This is a genomic window from Desulfosporosinus sp. FKB, from assembly GCF_002196705.1.
Taxonomy (GTDB): Bacteria; Bacillota; Desulfitobacteriia; order Desulfitobacteriales; family Desulfitobacteriaceae; genus Desulfosporosinus.
Genome location: NZ_NADJ01000028.1, coordinates 62564 through 81786 on the forward strand (window position 1 = coordinate 62564; position 19223 = coordinate 81786).

Annotated in this window: 17 protein-coding genes and 2 riboswitches; of the genes, 2 read left to right on the forward strand and 15 right to left on the reverse strand. The window is 41.1% G+C overall.

All coding sequences use genetic code 11. The features are described from left to right. Positions 1-17 precede the first annotated feature (17 nt). From B5Y67_RS08900 to B5Y67_RS25840, 7 genes are all read right to left on the reverse strand, one after another. A complete protein-coding gene (locus B5Y67_RS08900; protein WP_088226098.1) occupies positions 18-1634 on the reverse strand; it encodes a mannitol dehydrogenase family protein in 1617 nt (538 codons plus the stop codon). Between the two features lie 38 nt (positions 1635-1672). Further along, complete coding sequence (locus B5Y67_RS08905; protein WP_088226099.1) at positions 1673-2320, reverse strand: bifunctional 2-keto-4-hydroxyglutarate aldolase/2-keto-3-deoxy-6-phosphogluconate aldolase; 648 nt, start codon at positions 2318-2320, stop codon at positions 1673-1675. A 60-nt stretch (positions 2321-2380) separates the two neighbouring features. Further along, positions 2381-3775, reverse strand: coding sequence for a glucuronate isomerase (gene uxaC / locus B5Y67_RS08910; RefSeq protein ID WP_348982298.1), 1395 nt, complete (start codon positions 3773-3775; stop codon positions 2381-2383). 157 nt (positions 3776-3932) lie between these two features. Next, the gene (locus B5Y67_RS08915; RefSeq protein WP_088226101.1) at positions 3933-5222 is read right to left on the reverse strand and encodes an MFS transporter; all 1290 of its coding nucleotides are present in this window, start codon (positions 5220-5222) and stop codon (positions 3933-3935) included. A gap of 84 nt (positions 5223-5306) precedes the next feature. Further along, on the reverse strand, positions 5307-6380 hold the full coding sequence (uxuA, locus tag B5Y67_RS08920) for a mannonate dehydratase (protein WP_088226102.1): 1074 nt from the start codon (positions 6378-6380) through the stop codon (positions 5307-5309). A gap of 212 nt (positions 6381-6592) precedes the next feature. Then, a complete protein-coding gene (locus B5Y67_RS08925; protein ID WP_088226103.1) occupies positions 6593-7276 on the reverse strand; it encodes a GntR family transcriptional regulator in 684 nt (227 codons plus the stop codon). Positions 7277-7563: 287 nt separating this feature from the next. Further along, complete coding sequence (locus tag B5Y67_RS25840) at positions 7564-7926, reverse strand: SHOCT domain-containing protein (protein ID WP_242975912.1); 363 nt, start codon at positions 7924-7926, stop codon at positions 7564-7566. Between the two features lie 351 nt (positions 7927-8277). Further along, positions 8278-8361: riboswitch (cyclic di-GMP riboswitch) on the forward strand. Between B5Y67_RS25840 and B5Y67_RS25295 the strand changes: the two genes are divergently transcribed. Both B5Y67_RS25295 and B5Y67_RS08935 read left to right on the forward strand, forming a co-directional pair. Continuing rightward, positions 8321-8494: a hypothetical protein gene (locus B5Y67_RS25295; RefSeq protein WP_170932640.1), complete on the forward strand. Its 174-nt coding sequence runs from the start codon at positions 8321-8323 to the stop codon at positions 8492-8494. It overlaps the preceding riboswitch by 41 nt. A gap of 72 nt (positions 8495-8566) precedes the next feature. After that, on the forward strand, positions 8567-10279 hold the full coding sequence (locus B5Y67_RS08935; RefSeq protein ID WP_088226104.1) for a methyl-accepting chemotaxis protein: 1713 nt from the start codon (positions 8567-8569) through the stop codon (positions 10277-10279). 55 nt (positions 10280-10334) lie between these two features. Here the strand turns inward: B5Y67_RS08935 and B5Y67_RS08940 are convergent, their stop codons facing one another. The 8 genes from B5Y67_RS08940 to B5Y67_RS08975 form a co-directional block, all read right to left on the reverse strand. Then, positions 10335-10967, reverse strand: a complete 633-nt coding sequence (locus B5Y67_RS08940) for a fibronectin type III domain-containing protein (protein ID WP_088226105.1) — start codon at positions 10965-10967, stop codon at positions 10335-10337. Next, complete coding sequence (locus B5Y67_RS08945; protein WP_088226106.1) at positions 10964-13006, reverse strand: cellulose biosynthesis cyclic di-GMP-binding regulatory protein BcsB; 2043 nt, start codon at positions 13004-13006, stop codon at positions 10964-10966. The genes B5Y67_RS08940 and B5Y67_RS08945 overlap by 4 nt, the downstream gene beginning before the upstream one ends. A gap of 6 nt (positions 13007-13012) precedes the next feature. Beyond that, entirely contained in the window at positions 13013-14281 is a 1269-nt protein-coding gene (locus tag B5Y67_RS08950) for a glycosyltransferase (RefSeq protein WP_088226107.1), read from the reverse strand. A gap of 1 nt (position 14282) precedes the next feature. Next, positions 14283-15893, reverse strand: coding sequence for a DUF2334 domain-containing protein (locus B5Y67_RS08955; RefSeq protein WP_170932641.1), 1611 nt, complete (start codon positions 15891-15893; stop codon positions 14283-14285). Then, on the reverse strand, positions 15880-16743 hold the full coding sequence (locus B5Y67_RS08960; RefSeq protein ID WP_088226109.1) for a diguanylate cyclase: 864 nt from the start codon (positions 16741-16743) through the stop codon (positions 15880-15882). The genes B5Y67_RS08955 and B5Y67_RS08960 overlap by 14 nt, the downstream gene beginning before the upstream one ends. A gap of 1 nt (position 16744) precedes the next feature. Further along, positions 16745-17902, reverse strand: coding sequence for a hypothetical protein (locus tag B5Y67_RS08965; protein ID WP_088226110.1), 1158 nt, complete (start codon positions 17900-17902; stop codon positions 16745-16747). A 216-nt stretch (positions 17903-18118) separates the two neighbouring features. After that, positions 18119-18574, reverse strand: coding sequence for a peptide deformylase (gene def, locus B5Y67_RS08970; protein ID WP_088226111.1), 456 nt, complete (start codon positions 18572-18574; stop codon positions 18119-18121). A gap of 92 nt (positions 18575-18666) precedes the next feature. Then, positions 18667-18891, reverse strand: a complete 225-nt coding sequence (locus B5Y67_RS08975; protein ID WP_088226112.1) for a hypothetical protein — start codon at positions 18889-18891, stop codon at positions 18667-18669. A gap of 81 nt (positions 18892-18972) precedes the next feature. Continuing rightward, positions 18973-19070: riboswitch (SAM riboswitch) on the reverse strand. Positions 19071-19223 lie beyond the last annotated feature (153 nt).

A 19223-nucleotide genomic window follows, 5' to 3' on the forward strand; every position in this document is an offset into this window, starting at 1 on the left:
ACAGATCATTAGATTATTCAAACCAAGTATTTCTCTAACGTTGCTCGGACAGAATTAACGCCTGACACCATCTCTCTAAAATAGCCTTCGATTTTCTCTCCCAATCCTGCTTCATATAAATTCAAACCAAATAAATCTGTATTAGATAAAATTAGCCGCAATTTATCACCTACTGAACCCGGATCTCCCAGCTTTATACCAGCAAGATAACTACCCAAGGGTTCCAACAAAGGATCCGAACTTAACTTCATTTCCTTTCCCGCATCATCCACACCCAACAAGTAGCGGCACCATCCGGCGATAACTAAAGGAATATAGGTTAGATCAGCAGGATCCAGTTCCGGACGTTTTTGATAAGCTTTAATAGTTTCTCCGAACCTTATGCTCACTTTCTGTGAGGTATCGGTTGCTATCCTTTGAGGAGCATCGGGGATATAAGGGTTTGTTAACCGTTGTTCCAAAACCTCACGGAGAAAATCCTCCGGATTTATGATACCCGGGTTAACAACGACAGGCAGCCCTTCATGATAGCCAATCTTCTCCACCAGCCGCCTTAGACTCTTGTCCTTCATTTCATCGGCAATAAGAGTATACCCCAAAAGGCAGCCAAATACTGCCAGAGCCGTATGCAGAGGATTTAAGCAGGTGCAGACCTTCATTTTTTCAACCTTATCTACCGTCTCCCTATCCGTAAAGAACACCCCTGCGTGTTCCAGCATCATGCGACCGTTGGGAAATTCATCTTCAACTACAAGATACTGCGGCCCTTCAGCATTCACAAAGGGAGCAATAAAGGTATTTTTCTTAGTACAGAGGATTTTTGTGCCTGTAAAACCCAAAGCCGTCAAAGCAGTCTGCACGGTTTCCGATGGCCTTGGAGTAATCTTATCAATCATTGTCCAGGGAAAAGTAACTTTTGCCGGATCATTCAAATATGCCAGGAAGTCCTTCTCTACTAGTTTATTCTCTGCCCATTTTTGAGCAATGGTTATGATGGCGCTTTTAAGTTTCTCACCATTGTGAGAACAATTGTCCATACTCACAAAGGCAACGGGAAGCTCGCCGGTTATAAAGCGTGTATAGGCCAGAGAAGCAACCTTAGCCATAAGGTGGCGGGGCTGGGCCGGTCCCTGCTGCATATCCAGCTCAACCTCTGAAAAATATTTCCCCGATATCCCTTTTAAGCTATAACCCTTTTCTGTAATCGTAAAGCTCGCCATTTGGAGGGAAGGCCGAGTAAAAATTTCCTTCAGCCTTGCCCAGTCCTCAGGACGAGCAGGATCCCCAACCAACCCTTCGCTGATGCTGCCAACTACTTTTTTAGCTAAAGTCCCATCAATATTCATAGTGGCTAATAAACTCAGATTGTCATAGGGTTTATAAATTTGATCAATAATTTCCCAATCGAAGGCCTCAACAGCTACAATTCCTGTATTAGCCACCCCTTTATTGAGAAGTGTTTGCTGTAGTACTGCGATAAATCCTCGAAAAATATTACCTGCCCCGAAATGGACCCAGGCCGGATTATCTCGTGTAACCCTAATCATTTCATCAGCTTGAAAACCTGGTAATTCAATACCGGATTCTGTCCAGGGCTTACCGTTTTTTATGCCTTCTCTGCTTAAGTCGAGCATTGATTTTGTCCTCCCTAATTGCTGCTATGCTGCCTCTTTTAATGAGCTCGTGCTGCTTTAATTTTTTCGGTGAACTGTTTGGCGATGGTGGTTATGGACTCATAATCACCGTTTTTAGCACCTGATGTCAAATTTCCTCCGATGCCAACAGCTATCGCCCCAGCGTTAATCCATTCGCTCACATTCTCCAAACTGACTCCGCCGGTAGGCATCAGGGATGCATGGGGCAAGGGACCTTTTATGGCTTTAATAATGGCCGGGCCGAACAATTCTCCCGGAAATATTTTTACCACATCCGCTCCGGCTTCCATACATTCGACAGCTTCTTTAATCGTCATAGCCCCAGGCATGCAAGGAACCCGGTATCTGTTACAAAGCTTCACCGTTTCCGTATTGAGACACGGGCTGACGATATATTGCGCCCCGGCTAAGATCGCTGTCCTTGCCGTTTCAGGATCAAGTACTGTTCCTGCACCTATTAATATGGATTTGGATTTATACGTTTGGGCTAAATCCTTAATAAGTTCCTCCGCTCCGGGTACTGTAAAGGTAATTTCAATCGCCGCAACTCCTCCGGCAAGACAAGCTTCAGTAATCTTAAAAGCCTGTTCTTTATGATCTGCTCTGATAACTGCCACCAAACCGCCCTCTTTAATTCGAGAAACAATTTGCTCCTTATTTGACATGCACAACATCCTATTCTTATCGTAATCGTATTCGAATTCTAATTACTTCCGTAATCTCTTCTAATCTATTTCAACGCCTAAAAAATCCCTAATATTGTTGAAACATATACCTTTAATAATCTGTCCTAAAAAATCAAAATCAGTATAAAAATCGCCGCGCTCTACCCAATGTCCTACGAGATTGCACATGATCCTTCTAAAGTATTCGTGCCTGGGATAGGAAAGGAAACTTCTGGAATCCGTCAGCATTCCGACAAAGCGCGAAAACAGTCCAACATTAGCCAAAGTCTTCATTTGTGCTAACATACCGTCTTCATGATCATTAAACCACCAGGCCGCTCCAAATTGAATCTTTCCCGGAAAATGGCTCTGAAAATTTCCTGCCATAGCTGCCAATAAATAATTATCCGTAGGGTTTAAACAATAGAGAATTGTTTTGGGAAGTAACCCGACACTCTCAAGATCATCAAGAATATTGGCTAAGTCATTGATAAAATTAAAATTGGCAATCGTATCGAAACCGGTATTAATCCCAATGGATTTAAACATTTTCGAGTTGACATTGCGCAAAGCACCTACATGCAGCTGCATAGCCCAGCCATGCTTGGCATATTCTTGGGCCAAATGGGACAGTATGGCTGCTCGGAATTTAACTTCTTCCTCAGGTACGATAATCTGTCGATTTAAACGTTTCTTGAAGATTTTGCTTATCTCTTCTTCACTTGCTTTACTGTAAAAGGCAGCAGATAAACTATGGTCTGACAATCGACAACCCAGAGCATGAAAATCCTCAATTCTGTTTTTTAAAGCAAGATAAAAATCCTCCAGCGAATTGATGGCAATGTTTTCGATATCACCCAATTTATTGATCCATTCGAGAAACGATTTATGCCCGATTTCCAGGGCCATATCCGGTCTAAAGGTGGGAAGAACTTTAACCTTAAAGGTTTCATCATTTTTTAATTTTTCATGATACACTAAGGAATCTATGGGATCATCTGTAGTGCAGAGAGCTTTAACATTTGACTTCGTAATAAAACTTCTCGCTGAATAGTTACCGCTTTCCAGCATCCTGTTGCAGGTCGCCCAGATAGAGTCTGCAGTATCAGGTTTTAACGGGGTATCAATACCGAAATACCGATTGAGTTCTAAATGTGTCCATTGAAAGAGTGGATTTCCCATGGTAAAGGGAACAGTCTCAGCCCATTTTTGGAATTTTTCCCGGTCGCTCTTATGGCCCGTGATATAGTCTTCAGGTATGCCGTTCGCTCTTAGAGCTCTCCATTTGTAGTGATCCCCGTTTAACCAGAGCTGCGTTAGATTGTCAAATTTTTTATCATCTGCTATCTCTTGTGCCGGGAGATGACAATGGTAATCAAAAATAGGCATGTCCTTGGCATAATCAAAAAATAATTGCCGAGCTGTTTGGGATTCTAACAGGTAATTTTCATCCATGAATTTGTTCACCCTTTACACCTACCTTTTCTTTATGAAAGCGTCTAAATCGGCCAGAGACAATGACTTCGTTGAGAACGAATTTGTCCCTGGCCCAACTTTAAATTATTAAATCATATCTAATAGCGGCAGTGTCTGAACATTCTTCTTGAAATCTTTAAGCAATCTGTTCCTGAGGAACGGCACCTGCGTTTTTAGCCCCTTTGACAAAAAAAGCAACTGCTAAAGCACCTATAATTGCCAGGCCTCCGGCCAGAACAAAGGCGGGAGCGAAATGACCGGTACTTTGAACGATCCATCCTGTTAAAGCAGGTCCAAAGATACCGGAAATGTTAGCCATAGAATGCACGAATCCGCTTGTTCCTCCAACCTTTTCACTGGGTACAAGGTCTTGAATAATCGCCCAGTAAGTCGTTGCTTGCAAGTAGATGAAGCAGACACCGAGTGTCATAAAGAAAACTGCGCTGACAGCGGAATTAGCAAATCCAGTTAAAACAACACATACGGCGGCAAGCAAAAGACACGTCACCAAGACAACTTTGCGTGAAAAGAGAACCTTGCCTGTTTTGCGATAAATGAAATCGATAATCAAGCTCCCGGCTACTTGACCCAAGGCACCCGCTATCCAGGGAATCATAGCGGCGATTCCCATTTGAGAGATACTAAGGTGCCGCCCTTCTACGAGATAGCTGGGAAACCAAGTGATAAAAAAGAACAGCGTATAATTATAGCCAAACATCCCCACAATCAAAGCCAGGATACTGCGTTGTTTGAGGATTGAAAGAAGGCTGACCTTAGCTGGCGCTGAACCAACTTGAGCAGCAGCTATGTCTCTGCCTGCCGTAATTTCTTTTAATTCTTCCTGGGATACCCGAGGGTGATTGTTGGGCTTGTCGGTACTGATCTTGAACCAAGAGAAGGTCCAAATCAGCCCCAGGACTCCAAGGACAAGGAAGGCTGCCTGCCATCCCCACTTCAGGGATATGAAAGCAACTAAAGGCGCTGACAGCGCTCCTCCAATCGGCGCTCCTCCATTGCATATCCCGACTGCTGTAGCCCGTTCCTTAAGCGGAATCCAGTTATTCATTGTTTTGTTAGTAGTCGAGGTCAGAGGCCCTTCACCAAAACCAAAAATAACACGGATAAAGAAGAGCGAAATAAAACTAAAAGCCCCTGCTGTTAAAGCACAAAAGATTGACCAAACAGCCATAGCATAACCCATAACTCTTCTCGGACCAACTACGTCTGATAAGAATCCGCCTATAAAATTAAAAAGAGCATATCCGACAAAAAAGCTGCTTAAGATTAGGCCTGAAGCAAACGGCGTTAATGCAAATTTTTTCGATAAAATCGGAAGGGCAACGGACATTGCTGATCTATCCACATAATTAATAGCATTGGACAAAAATAACATCGTTACAATCGTCCAGCGATACTTCTTAAACATCTATCATATCCCTCCATAGTTATAATAGCCTCGGTAGGTTAAAGTCTTAATACCATTTCTCAACAGTGATAGATATCCTAGTTATTAATGCCTGATTCTAGATATTGCATCCCAAAGGCCTAACAAGTAATTTGCTCCTATGGCCCTATCATATAATCCATAACCTGGTCTTCCCTTTTCCTCCCAAATCATACGGCCGTGATCGGGGCGAATAGGTCCCGTAAAACCAATGTCATAAAAGGCTTTCATAATTTCATAGATATCCAAAGACGAGTTTACATCCTTATGGGCTACTTCATTAAAAACACCGGGTTCGTGAATTTGGATATTTCTCACATGGCCAAAATGAATTCTTCCCAGTTTGCCAAAATAGCGGATGATCTCCGGTATATTATTCTCGGGATTGGCCCCTAATGATCCGGTACAAAGGGTTATACCGTTATAAGGACTATCAACCAAATGAATAAGACGCTCCAAGTTTGATTTTGAAGTAATGATTCGGGGAAGGCCAAAGACAGACCAGGGTGGATCATCAGGATGAATTGCCATTTTGATATCACACTCTTCGGCGACGGGAATAACACCCTCCAGAAAATATTGCAGGTTTTTAAAGAGCTTGTCTTCATCAAAATCGCGGTACATTTCAAATAAGCTTTTTAATTCTGTTAAGCGTTCTTTCTCCCATCCGGGCAGAACAAAACCATTTGAACCTTTCTCCATCTCTGCAACAAGAACCCGAGGATCTAAATTTCGCAGCTTCCTGTCATCATAGGCTAAAGCCGTTGACCCATCCGTAAGTTCTTTGGCTAATTCCGTTCGAGTCCAGTCAAATACAGGCATGAAATTGTAACAAACGACCTTTACGCCTGCTCGAGCAAGATTCCGCAATGTTTTGTTGTAGTTCTCAATATAGAGATCACGACTAGGCAGCCCTAATTTAATATCCTCGTGTACATTTACACTTTCAATGGTTTCAAAAAGCAAGCCATAGCTCTCGATATCATGCTTAACGTTCATAATATCGTCTAAAGGCCATACTTCACCTACGGGGATATCAAATAAGGCAGTCACGACTCCTTCCATTCCGGGAATCTGTTTAATGTACGGTAAAGAAACACTGTCATGTTTTTTACCATACCAACGAAAGCTCATTTTCACGCGCCCTATCCTCCTCGTCAAATTATTTTATCTCCAGACCAGAATTCAGACCCCTTTCTTGATTTATACTAATTATACTACCATACTAGTTATATTAGTCAATATTATTTAGATGATTGTGGATAAAAAAATCACCCCATTTATGGGAATATGAAGAATATTTCCCATAAAGAGGTGATTTGTATGTTTGGTCTTGGTTAAGTTCCGCTTAATTAGATAAAATAATGCCTGAATTCAATGAGTAAATCTTCAATATCGATACGAATTTTATTTAGGTGTTTTTGAATCGTTTTGGCTGCTAAGGATGGATTTTTTTCTCGGATGGCTCGAACCAAATCCTCATGCTGACTCAGAAGCTCAGGCCAATCATGTTTGCCGGCAACATTCAACATCCTTACTCTGTTATAATGAGTACTCATTTGTTGGATCAGTGACCAAATACGACCCTTTCTGCACCCTTCGAAGATACACCTATGTAATGCTTCATCAAGCTCAAAAAACTTCAGATAATTTTCTTCTTCTACACATAATTCCTGAAGGGTTATATTAGACTGCAGTTCAAACAACTTATCTGCAGGAAATTCTTTAACCGCGAGATTAATGACTTCCTTCTCTATAGTTTCACGTAAGAAGAAGGATTCTTCTACATTCTCAACATCTAATAAAGAAACTCTTGTTCCTTTTTGAGGCAATATATCCAGCAGATATTCGCTTTCCAGTTGAATAAAAGCCTCTCGGACAGGAGTCCTGCTTACATTCAGCAATACGGAAATATCCTTTTCTGACAAGACACTTCCTGGGGGAAGCCTTAAATTCATAATATTTTCTTTCAAACAGCGATAGACATATTCACGTGTTGACTCGTGGGGCAATCGTTCTGAGACGGCAATGTCCATACAGTACTCCAATCTTTTTGTACTAGTATACCAGTTTTTTGGCCCTACAGCCAACAGTGAATTACATCGAAAAGCTCCTAGCAAATTTATCCTCGTGAGGCAAGAAGTCTCCTACCTTTTTAGTTGGGGGATGAATTGCCGTATACCCGCTATAGTTGGTCGGCATGAATCCAGATATTTCGGCTTTATAATTATGAAACCAAAAGCGATAAAGCCCAAGAAGTATTCCGAATTCAGAAAATTCTTGGGCAGAAAATTTTATTTAACGTTCAAATTCCTGATTCTTCTTAACCAGTTTTCGTTTCAGACATGTAACCTAACGTCTTTTTCCTTGTCATATAATCCTCCGTGTCAATTTCACCGCGGGCATAGCGCTCATTCAGCAATTCAAGAGCTTTATCACTCTGTTTATTGACTGACAGGAGAAATCTTCCTAAGTGTTTAACAGTATAGAATATTAGCAGGAGAACAGCGATTACAATAATAAAATGCAGCCCCATGTTAATTAAGGCGTAAACGTTTAAACCGCTACTTATTACATTGCTGCCGCCACTATTGGGAACAGAGAAATTAGAACCAGGAGCATTGGGAATAGGCGCAATATGCCCCTGCCCACTTCCAAAACTAAAGCCTCCGCTGTAGGGATTCATGGTTCAACTCACCTCCTTTTTGTCCTAACGTTACTCTAAACCAGACATTTGGTATTTTCGTGACAAAAGTGTGATTGTTATATCAAGGTTTTGCGTCAAAGAATATAAACGATGGACTTTTAACACCATTTTGAATGATAGTTCTGTTGTATGGACCTATCTCTGCTGTTACATCACGGCGACATAAAGTACAGCCCCTAGTAAGTGGTCTGTACTTTATCTTTATTTTAGTGGTCTTACTGTTTAATAAATTTTGATAAAGTCATTAAGATACTGTCAACATCAACATTCGTAAAATTAAAGGTAGTATTATAACTATACGAAAGAGTTCTGTACAAAAAAATTATGGGATGACGATAAAGGCAAACTTGGCGAAAGCCAAGGACGCAAAGCTATGGGTCTTCCAGTTAAGCTGATGACTGCCAAGCTTCCGAAACGCTCATATCGCCATACCGCAAAGGTGTGGCGATTTTTATTTCTAACTAAAATCCTAATAAAGGGAGGGCTCAAATTCTCAGCAACAGGTGCTGCGCTTAAAGCGAATGATGAAAGAAAACGTATGAAGTAAACAACTGTAAAAGTGTTAGACGAGATAAGTCAACTAATTTTGCCAAATACCAATAATTTGGAGGCGCTATGTATGAGTTGGTTTAGAAATTGGGAAATTCGGAAAAAAATTTTAGCCTTGGTCGTAATCATGGTATTGTTCATCTGCTCAGTGGGTTTTGTTGGTTACCACTTTAGTGCCGTCGACAATTCTCAAATGGATGATATCTATGCAAATTACCTTCTGTCTGTCAAATACATAAATGATGCGCGAGCTTTGACCAGGGCTGATGAATCAGATACCTTTCATTATTTTTTAGTCAAAGATAAAACCTCTCAACAAACGTTGCAAGACGAGATCAATTCTCTCTCTGATGCCTTTGATAAAAGTTATGCTTCCTACTTGAAATTAGCTAATAACTCCTATGAAAAAGAAAGAGTATCTAAAATTAATCAGGAGCTAACCGCCTTTAGAACTGAACAGCAAAAAGCAATAGCGCTGGCCAAACAGGGAAATCCAACGGCTTATGAATATTTCGCTAATAACGCTCAAGCACATCTCGATACGATAAATACAACCCTTCAAGAACTTGCTGATTTCTGTGCCCAAAAAGCAGATACTATCTATACTCAAAATGACTCGAGAAATATCGATGCCCAAAGAGTCATTATTATTTTAACCCTCATCGCGGCTCTTTTAGGCCTTCTGATCAGTTATCTAATTGCTAATTTAATTACCATTAACCTTAAGAAAGTCTTAGCAGGGATAGAACGAGTTTCGAATGGTGATTTAACGGTTGAAGATGTTATTGTCAAGGAAAACGATGAGTCGGGTAAGTTAGCTCAGAGTTTTAACCTCATGAAAAAACATCTCCTTGAACTAGTTAACCAGGTTAGTCATACCTCAAAAGAAGTAACGACATCATCTGAAGAACTTAGTGCCATTATTGAAGAAAACACCCAAGCTGCCAATCAGATTGCTTCATCCATGGAGCTTGTTGCCAATGAGACTGAAAAAGAGGCAATGGCTATTGATAACGTAACTTCTTCTATTGAACAAATTTCTGCCAGCACACAGGAGGTTGCGGCAAGCAGCAGTGAAATTGCCGATTCGATGACAAAAACATTGATGACAACTCAAACCGGGCAAAAGGCTTTGGACGAAGTAACCCTCCAAATGAATAACATTAGTGACGGGACAAATATCATTCAAGAACGTATTGAAGATCTTTCAATAAGCTCAAAAAAAATCAGCACCATCATTCAGTTTATAACTCAAATTTCGGAACAAACCAATTTGCTGGCTTTAAACGCCGCGATTGAAGCAGCAAGAGCTGGAGAAAATGGCCGCGGATTTGCAGTGGTAGCTGAAGAAGTACGAAAACTTGCTGAGCAGTCACGAAAATCAACAACAGAAATTACTTCTCTTATTGAGCAAAATAATGAAAACATCGATTTAGCAGTTACAGCAATGGACCACGAAGTTAAAAATGTAAAAGAAGGCCTTGATGTCGTAAATGTCGCTGAACAATCGTTTAAGGAAATTAGCAAACTTGTTGAGTCTGTTACAACTCAAATCGAAGAAATAACGGCAACGGTTCAACAAGTGTCAATTGGCGCTCAGCAACTGGCAACTTCAGCCGAAAAGATCGATACTTATAGTAAGGAGACTGCCTCTCAAGCCCAAACAGTATCTGCAGGCATCGAGGAACAAGCAGCATCAATGGAACAAATAGCCTCATCTGCCAATATGCTGGCTTCCTTAGCCACGGAGCTTCAAAGTGTCATAGGCAAGTTTATTGTTTAGAACTTTGCATCACAAAAAGGAAGTGCCTTAGCCAAAGCGAAAGGCACTTCCTTTTTTAAGGATTATTTTTTTCCTTGGCTGGGGCTGAAGCATCTGAGGCATTAGTCACTGCGCCAACCGGGTTTGCAAAATAGCTTTCGACACCGGAACTTTTCACAGAACTTATTTTATAAAAATATTCGGTACTTGGATTAAGTCCTGTATCCACATACTCTGGATCCTTCTCGTTCGCAATCTTACGATATCCTCGCTCCTGATTCGTCGAACGATAAACGTTATAAGTTGAAGCATACGGAGCAGGATCCCAGCTTAATTTTATGCTAGAATTGCTCAGAGGGACAGTCACTAGCCCTTGAGGTATGCCTGGATAAAGTAATTTCGTTGTTGTATCTGTCGTTGAGTTTGTTTCACTGCTTATAGAGTTTATTGATTCTGATTTTGGAACTGGAGCTGGGTCCTTTTCGTCTCCCTTGGTAGTGTTTTGCAGGGAGTATGCGTGCCAAAAATCATCCAAGGAATTCTGGATCGCCTGTTGCTCCGAGTTTGGCAGCGGCGCGAGATAACGAACCGATGTATAATTTTGGGGAACCGACCTCTGTTTCCAAAGTACCAGAACCAAAGAAACAGCTATAATTGCTAATACTATAAGCACTATAAGAATCGCTTTGCCCTTTCCCATTATCTTCATGGCCTTCCCACCCTATCCCTTCTTCGGATCAGCCATAAACTGCCAAGGGTGAGCAGCAGCACTGCTCCTACAACCACCGCGTATCCGAGAACAGGCCTTTGTTGAATAATGTTGGGCTGGTTTCTTTGATTTTCCACAGTCGGGGATAAGGAAGTAATGGTTCCATCAGCCGAAATAATACTTAATTGTCCGGTTACTTGATCCACTAATTTACTGTTAGAAAGGACCTCACTTACTTTACTTAGCGAATCAGCTTTTGTTCCAAGAACCACAAAGAGAGGCTGCTGTTTATTCCAAGGCGATGTGGCCGTTTCAAGAAGAGCCGCTGCATTATTTTGAGTTGGAATGAAACTGACAAAAGGTGCAACGTCATAACTGCCATTTTGATCAGGCCAAGCCGGAATGTCTTGTTTTAATCCGTCTAAACGTTCTTTTTCCTGAGTATATCCTACCATTATTACAGGGCCGTTATTCTCCATTTGCTTTGTCCTTGCCCCCAACACGACATTCCAATTAATCTGTTGTCCTTTTTGAGCCGCCTTGGCAGCAATTATCGCGGCCAGGGTCAATTCTTCCTGATCCGGTTGTTGAGATAACCACATTGTGGCTTGTATAGAAGACTGACCAGGACGGGAAATCGTGGGAAATTCCTTTAGTCCCCATGAATTATCGATTGGGCCTGGAGCCAGATAAATTTCTGTAGCAGCAGAAAGAACCGACCAAGCGACTTCATCATAACGCTTCGCACTACCATTAACATTGAGATAGTTCATAAAAGCAAAGTTAACAGTCCATGAGGGTTTATTTAATTCTGATGCCGGAATCTGGACACGAAGTTCACCTTGATCGGCATTATTGGCATCTAAAGGAGTGCTTTTTACCGGAATCCCGTTTATGTAAACTGTGAGAGCGGATTTGGCTGGATCCAATTGAACAGAATGCCTAAAATGCACATTTATATAGCTGGAACTGCCGGGCTGCCAATTTAAGGGGCGGTTAAGGACAATACTGGTTTGCTGGTGAAATACCCCACCCAGAACGATATCCGAGTAACCTAAATCAGATAAGGTATAAGAACCGGCTAAGCCAATGGTTTGTTTTTGTGGCCGATTGGCAGCGGGATCATTTTGAACAATCAGGGTATTGTCCTTAATCTGATTAACCGTATCAGGACTGCTCAAAGACGCCGTTGCCTTGGCTAAGCCTGAAGAGTCAGTTCCCGAGATTAGAAGTGTATCTCCGTTCCCGTTTGAGCTTTGGCTGAAGGAAAGAACGCCTACCTGAGCCGGCAAATCAGAGTTCCCTGTACCGGGCAATTCCTTGAGCTGCCCAAAAAGAATCGTGTCACTGTCTCCAGGATTGTCTTTTCCGACTTTAACATTAAATTTGAGCGGCTGATAGGGTTCTTTAGAACCCCAATCAGCAGCTGTCGCCAACATGGATTTAATATCTTCCACATTAGTATTGTTTGGCAAATACCACGTACTTTGCACCGGCTGCCGGGCAAAAGGATTTAAAAAAGGATACGGATATGTGGACAAACCGATTGAATTTGCCGTCAATTCGAGGTGTAAGTTCGAATGGGGCGAAAGGACAACCCAATTACCCGTATTGTCAATGTCCTGACCGTTTGAACCGGAAGTACTTTGTTTGGTTGCAATCTGAATTTGATTGATTCCTTGAGTGAAGCTTTGAGTCGGCAAATCCACCCGCCATGATCCATTTTCTGCGTCTTCCTTTGAAAACCTTCGACTGGCAATAGGTACTCCATTGACGAGAACGCTCATGTTGGAAGCTTCATAATCAAGAATATCGGAATGAGTATAAAATAAGTCCAAAAAGCAATGTCCGCCGGCTTGAAAATAGGGCTGTAAGGTAAAATAATAAGTTGCCTGATTAAAAGGCGCTTTAAATACTTGCTCAGTAGAAAATAAGGTGAGATTAGATAGTTCTTGCCTAGGCACTTCAGCGGCCCTAACACCAGAAGGAAATAGAAGTAAGATTAGCACCAATACTAGTGCGATAAGTTTCTTAGACACCGTTTCCTAACCTCCTGACCGTTCGGTCTTATACCAACGTGCATTGGTCCCCGAAATCCGATCGCTAATTGCTGAATAGGTTGCCTTTACGACGACAAAAAGCCACAACTGACAATAGGTAAAATACATTAGGCAAATAAGAAGAAGATTCAGGAATGTTCCCTCACCCGATTCGAAGTTTACAGAAATGAATGATTCGAAGATAAACATAGCATAGGCCATAAACCAGATAATCGTAAATGGTCCCGTGAGGGTTAAATTGCTTCTTCCCAATAAGCCAAGAATAAAAATTGCATCTGAAACTAGTATCGAAAAAAAGAAAATACCATAGGTGAAAAAGAAATAAATAATGTCCCCGGTAATACGTTTGTTTCTTAACTTAAAGATGTTACGAATATAGTAATTTATAACACCTAAGTTTCCGCGGGCCCAGCGAGTTCGCTGCTTGATCCAAATCCTCCATTTCTCCGGCTCCTGCTCCCAAGTTACAGAATCAGGCACCCAAGTAATGTAGTAACCTTCGTCATATAACCGAACGGTCAACTCAGTGTCCTCGGTTAATGCTTTGATATTCCAGCCTTTAATTTTTTCCAGGATGCTGCGCCTAATCAGAAAGTTCGTTCCAGTAATTGTTGTCAGGCCAAATAGACTGCAGCGGCCCGCTTGAACAGTCCATTGGAAGTTTAGAGTTTCAATGTTAACAAAGCGGGTAAGGATGTTAGCATTCTTGTTGCGTGTCCGAAATTTTCCTACGACAGCGCCGAGCTCAGGATCGTTTACAATTCTCTCCACCAATCTGCGAACCGCTCGCCTTTCAGGAGTATTATCCGCGTCATAGATAACAATATACTCACCACTTGAAGCAAGAAAACCTTGGTTAAGAGCGTTAGACTTACCTTTAGCTCCTAAAGGAGGGTTAATGGTAACAATTTTTAAAAACGGATACACTTTCTGTTTTTCAGCCAGTACATTACCAGTTCCATCCGTGGAACTGTCATTGACAACAATGATTTCAATACGGTCTTTAGGATATTCCAATCTTGCTAAAGCTTCGACAGTACGGCCAATTACTTGTTCTTCATTATGAGCAGGAACAAGAACAGAAACTGTCGGGTAAGACTCTAAACTTATGCCCGGAGAATTTTCGTCTTCTGAAAATGATGCCACGAACCGGCGATATCCGGCAAAAGTTAGAATCACATGATAAAAAAGGAGCATCCAAATGGCCAAAACCGTTGAAATAAATAACCAATCCGTCAAAGTAAGGCTTCCCACTTTAACTCCTCCTTTTTTCGTACAAATTGCTTTTGCTCCGACGGATTCGAGACAGTATCAGGAGAAATAGTGACAGGATAATTAGAAGTAATGAAGCCAGTACATAAAACCAGTTACGTACTGATAATCTCAAACCACTTAGGGGTTGGTCAATGGATATGGCTGGAATATCCGATTTTATTCGGCGGTACCCATTCTCACTTGTAATCGAGACATGAGGGGTAGTTACCCGGTAAGACGTAGTTCGCAGATCCACAAACCGGTATTTCAGTTGGCTCAAACCCTTTATAATAGGCAACAGCTTTTCAGGCGGCAAGTAGCTATGAAAAAAAAGACCGGCAGTGCAATCAGGAACCACCGATAATTGACGAGCTTGTTCAAGAATTGTTCCGGAAGGGTCTAACAGTTTCGGATCATAATAGCCAAGATTATTGGGATAAACCAACATTCCTGCCCGTTTTGATCGATAGGTGAATGGAACGTCAACAGATACAGAGGATGAGGTATCAGAAAGTTGAACCTGCCCGGACAGCGTCGTGAAATACTGGGCTAAAGCCTTATAGCCGCGGGATGACATGGCTGAACCTGGCACCTCAAAGGCCAGGGGATACAACTCTAACCCTGCTAAGAGTTCGATGCCTTGCCTTATCTTGTTTAGAGCAAGAGTTTCTTTGTCCTCTGCAAGGGGTTTATCGTCAGCAGTGTTCCAATACTCCAATTCATTATCATTAGTAGCCTCATATCCTTTTAAAATCAGGCATCCTCCATTTGATTCTACGGTTTTAAGCACCTGAACTAATTGGGGATAGTCTGCCAGAGTAACCGTTTTTCCCTCAATGTTTACGACCGGGGTCACGGTCAGGGCGAAAGGAACTCGAGCCGTCGCTAAAGTGTTTATCAACTTAGCCAAGGCAGCGGATGGAGTAAGGGGTTGGACGTCCTCAATTCTCAATAAGACTTGACGGCTTTCAACGAGATTCTCACTTAAGGTATCTTCTAAAATCCCACCCAAAATCAAGTTCAAAGGCATCTGAAAGTCGAGTCTGCTTACATATACAACATTGTCCATTTTCCAAACAAAAGGAACGGTATGATGGAGATTGTCGGCAGAGACTAGATTTTCCGCATTGGCTGGATAGGCAACATTGAATTCTGCAGCAGGATCAATGGGGAGATCCTCTCCTCGATAATGAAGCGATACAAAACCACTTTGCTGACCTGGACTTTGAAAGCCGACCCATTTCTTATAGTTTGCGTACTGTTGAATATTCTGCTCGAACCAAAACAATTTACGTGTTTTGCTCATTTCCGAAAGCATGCCACTCGGCAGATTCGCCTTGTAATCGCCTATATAAAAGATATAATCAAATCCCTTTAAACCGCCCGAAGTCCATTTTGAACGTTCTAATTCTTCAACTTGAACATTAAAGTGTCCTAAATATTCTTCTAAGGCACTAACAAGAGGAAAACTTTCACCAAACCTTGTCCTGCTTTCATAAAGAATCACAGCTTTCGGCTGAGGCTGTGATATCGGATAGTTTTCGGCAGCAGCTCCTTGGGCTGCAGGAACAAAAGCAGTTATGAAAATCAGCGAAAGGCTAGCCAAGATCATACTTAGTTTCTTCCAGGGCACGGTCATAAAGAGCAAAAATATCGTCCTCACCTTTCCTAACTTCTGCTTTTCCCAGTCTAACCCTTAGTTTAATAATTTTGTGTTTCCCGTTTATGTTGACGCTAATTCTATCTAAGGAATTATTAAGCTTTTCAATCACAACAGCGGCTCCTTCACTGGATGTGCCCGGAAGGATTATGGCAGTCGTTTTTTCATCGATACAACCCTTAACGTCTATGATGCGAGTATGTTCTTCGATGACTCTCGCCATTTCAAGGATAATTTGGCTCATCCCATTTTGGCCGTAAACTGTGCGCATCTCTGTCTCATTGACGAGTACTATTATAACGAGGGTCAAAGACTGCCCAAACCGCCGGGAGCGGGACATTTCTTCTTCCAGCTTATTAAAAAAAGCCTTATGATTAAGGAATTTAGTGAGTTCATCAATAGTAATAAACTCAGCAAGATCTGACTTTCGTTCCAGCTGCCAAAAAAGGCCAGTTACATATGCACTCATCTGTCCCGATAAATAGGAACCCAAAGGAACAACGAACAGCCAAACAACATATTGCACTTTGAGCTCAGTTATACCGCCGCTCACCAGCACATTGTAAATTAAATATGAACCATAGACAAAAACAAACGCTAAGGAAGTAATAAGCCCAGTCATGGAGCCAAAAATATAACCAATTAATAAAGCAGCTACGGTACAACCCATCAGCACAAATGTAGGCAGGTTAGCACCTGGAGTTGTGGACATATTAATAGCTAATAAAACTAACCACAGAAGAAAAATCTCTGCAAAAAAAAAGTAATCTTTGCGAATTGCTTTATTTTTATGTTCTAACATTTTATTGCTTCCTAGTCTTCCCTTCTTGATTCAGTGTTAACAATGCTTCCATTTGGTCAAAAGTAAACGCTGATGTAGCCGTTTCATAGCCAAAGGCCCCCTGCAATTCAGGTTGATCCGAAATGCGGTATGCGAGCATTCGTTCATAACACCATTGCTCATCCTTATTATCCCCAGCTTGATGAAAAATCCGTGCCGCTAACGCATAAACCGCTGCGGAATCATTAACACCATCTGGACTGCCATCCGCATGATAAGTACTGAAAATCTTACCGTTCGCCTGAATACTTTTATGCAGAAAATCCAAGAACTTATTAACATTCATCCCGGCTTTCTGAGCGTAATCAATCGTGTATAATTGTTCAACAGTGGTGAACTTTTCCGGCCAGACATAACTTCCCGTCTGCAAATTATAATTGGACGGGAAAAAGCCCTGATTATTAAGAGGGGCATTTTTAAGAATATCTAAAGTACTGCGAACTGATTGTTTGGCTGGAGGAAAATCAGCTGATAAGGTTTCCAATCCCACCGGATCGATATAGAATAAAGAAATTTTCTGCTCTGCTTTTCCTATTCTGCCATCGTAGCTGTCGCAAAATACATTTTCGTCCCGGTTATATTTATAAAGATTAAATGCCAAGAAAAAAGCTTTGATTTTATAAGTTAGCTCACCAAAGTCAGTACTTGCTTCGTCCAGACTTCTTAATAATCTCAGTTGATCAACCAAGGCCGTTGCATCGTCCGGTTGATTCCCCTGCAAATTTAGCCGCCAGTAATAATATCCTTTAGGAGCTGTAAAATACGTTTGCAGGTTATTAAGAACAGATTCAAACAGATTTTTATCCTTGACTAGCAGAGCATACTCCATAAGTTGACCTTGGGACTCAAGAAGAATATACCTATCTTTTTCGGTTCCCACACCCTGACAGCTTGTCAACAGACCCTCACTCGTAATAAAGTGCTGAGATAGTAACTGATCAATTTTCTTTTCAGTGCTGTTTTGGGTGTCAACATTAAGTAAATATTTACCAGCTAAGTTGCCCGGTTCCAAGTGGTTTATTTTATAATTGAAGTATAAGAACAATCCAATAAACAATCCAGCAAAAGGAATTAGGAAGATGGCAAATAATTTTGTTTTCTTTTTAATTTTAAGATCCACTCCTCTCCCGCAGAGTAAAACAGACGGCTGGATTAATGCCTTAACTTGAATGCTAATTCCATATTAACTCTTCTATATTAACTTGTATGCTTAAATTCTACATCTTTCATTAATTTCCTTCGTATTTTTTGTCAAACATTGAGAGTTAAACAAAATCTAACATTGAACGAACTAGTTCCGCATTATGCACGCAATTATCTCCCGTTAAACCCTCATTTATGATCCTTTGACATATTCAGTAACTGAGTCTACAAAAAGAATACCATCTAAATGATCTATTTCATGGCAAAAACATTTTGCTAAATCTCCTGTCCCTGTTAATATTATTTCCTTCCCATTTTCGTTTAAAGCCTTTACCCTTACTTTAGCAGGCCTCTTAAGTTTACCCCATATATTAGGAATACTTAAACAACCCTCGATAACCTCTTGATTCCCCTCACGTTCAATAATTTCCGGATTTACTAGCTTTAGAAGCCCTTGTCCCATATCAATGACAACCAACCTTTTTAGCAATCCAATCTGAGGAGCAGCCAATCCGCCGCCATTTTCTTTATACATTGTTTCTGCCATATCATTGAGTATTTGTCTTATTTTATCGTCGATTACTTCAACGGGTTTACTCTTTTTTCGTAATAGTTCATCATCCAAAAACCTAAGCTTCCTCAAGGCCATTTAAATCACACCTCTTCTAATCTCTGCCTTAATTTTAAGGTAACTTTACTTATCACCCTTCATTAGCTCCATTTTAACTCCAATTTCTTTTTCTAACACGATAACTTTTTTAAAGATCTTTTCCAAAAACTAAGACCCTTTTCATTACCATACAAAACAACTTTTTTCTCGGCAGCCAATGGAAGAACTAAATCCCTTTCGGATTTTTTCACGGCCTCCGCAAACCATTCTTGTTGAGTCATTCCAGCTAAATCACAGATACGTTCGATACGTTGTTTTTCATTATCTGTAACAGGAAACCAAATTATATCATCCATGAAAAGCACCTCTCTTTTGAGAAACGTTGATTTTTACCAAAAACAAAAAATACCTCTTCTAACATGAAGAGATATTTATAGCTCTCATCTGTTAGGAATACTCCTACAGGATTTAGCACCATGCTTACGCTGGTTGCTGGGCTTCATCGGGCCAGTCCCTCCGCCACTCTTGATAAGAGATTTATTCAATTGATTGCTGTTAATGATTAATTTAAGTTTCGCACCCTGATAGGAGTTATTTCCCGGCGGAAACTTGGTCACCAGTTTGAGTTCTTGCATCTTAACTCAGACAATTCCATTGGAATTTTACTGTTTAACAAGCTTTATCAAGC

Bases quoted from the DNA above. Each gene is read 5' to 3' on its own strand.
- B5Y67_RS08900 (WP_088226098.1), bottom strand. From the start codon at position 1,634: ATGCTCGACTTAAGCAGAGAAGGCATAAAAAACGGTAAGCCCTGGACA.
- B5Y67_RS08905 (WP_088226099.1), bottom strand. From the start codon at position 2,320: ATGTCAAATAAGGAGCAAATTGTTTCTCGAATTAAAGAGGGCGGTTTG.
- uxaC (WP_348982298.1), bottom strand. From the start codon at position 3,775: ATGGATGAAAATTACCTGTTAGAATCCCAAACAGCTCGGCAATTATTT.
- B5Y67_RS08915 (WP_088226101.1), bottom strand. From the start codon at position 5,222: ATGTTTAAGAAGTATCGCTGGACGATTGTAACGATGTTATTTTTGTCC.
- B5Y67_RS08925 (WP_088226103.1), bottom strand. From the start codon at position 7,276: ATGGACATTGCCGTCTCAGAACGATTGCCCCACGAGTCAACACGTGAA.
- B5Y67_RS25840 (WP_242975912.1), bottom strand. From the start codon at position 7,926: ATGAATCCCTACAGCGGAGGCTTTAGTTTTGGAAGTGGGCAGGGGCAT.
- B5Y67_RS25295 (WP_170932640.1), top strand. From the start codon at position 8,321: ATGGGTCTTCCAGTTAAGCTGATGACTGCCAAGCTTCCGAAACGCTCA.
- B5Y67_RS08935 (WP_088226104.1), top strand. From the start codon at position 8,567: ATGAGTTGGTTTAGAAATTGGGAAATTCGGAAAAAAATTTTAGCCTTG.
- B5Y67_RS08940 (WP_088226105.1), bottom strand. From the start codon at position 10,967: ATGAAGATAATGGGAAAGGGCAAAGCGATTCTTATAGTGCTTATAGTA.
- B5Y67_RS08955 (WP_170932641.1), bottom strand. From the start codon at position 15,893: ATGATCTTGGCTAGCCTTTCGCTGATTTTCATAACTGCTTTTGTTCCT.
- B5Y67_RS08960 (WP_088226109.1), bottom strand. From the start codon at position 16,743: ATGTTAGAACATAAAAATAAAGCAATTCGCAAAGATTACTTTTTTTTT.
- def (WP_088226111.1), bottom strand. From the start codon at position 18,574: ATGGCCTTGAGGAAGCTTAGGTTTTTGGATGATGAACTATTACGAAAA.
- B5Y67_RS08975 (WP_088226112.1), bottom strand. From the start codon at position 18,891: ATGGATGATATAATTTGGTTTCCTGTTACAGATAATGAAAAACAACGT.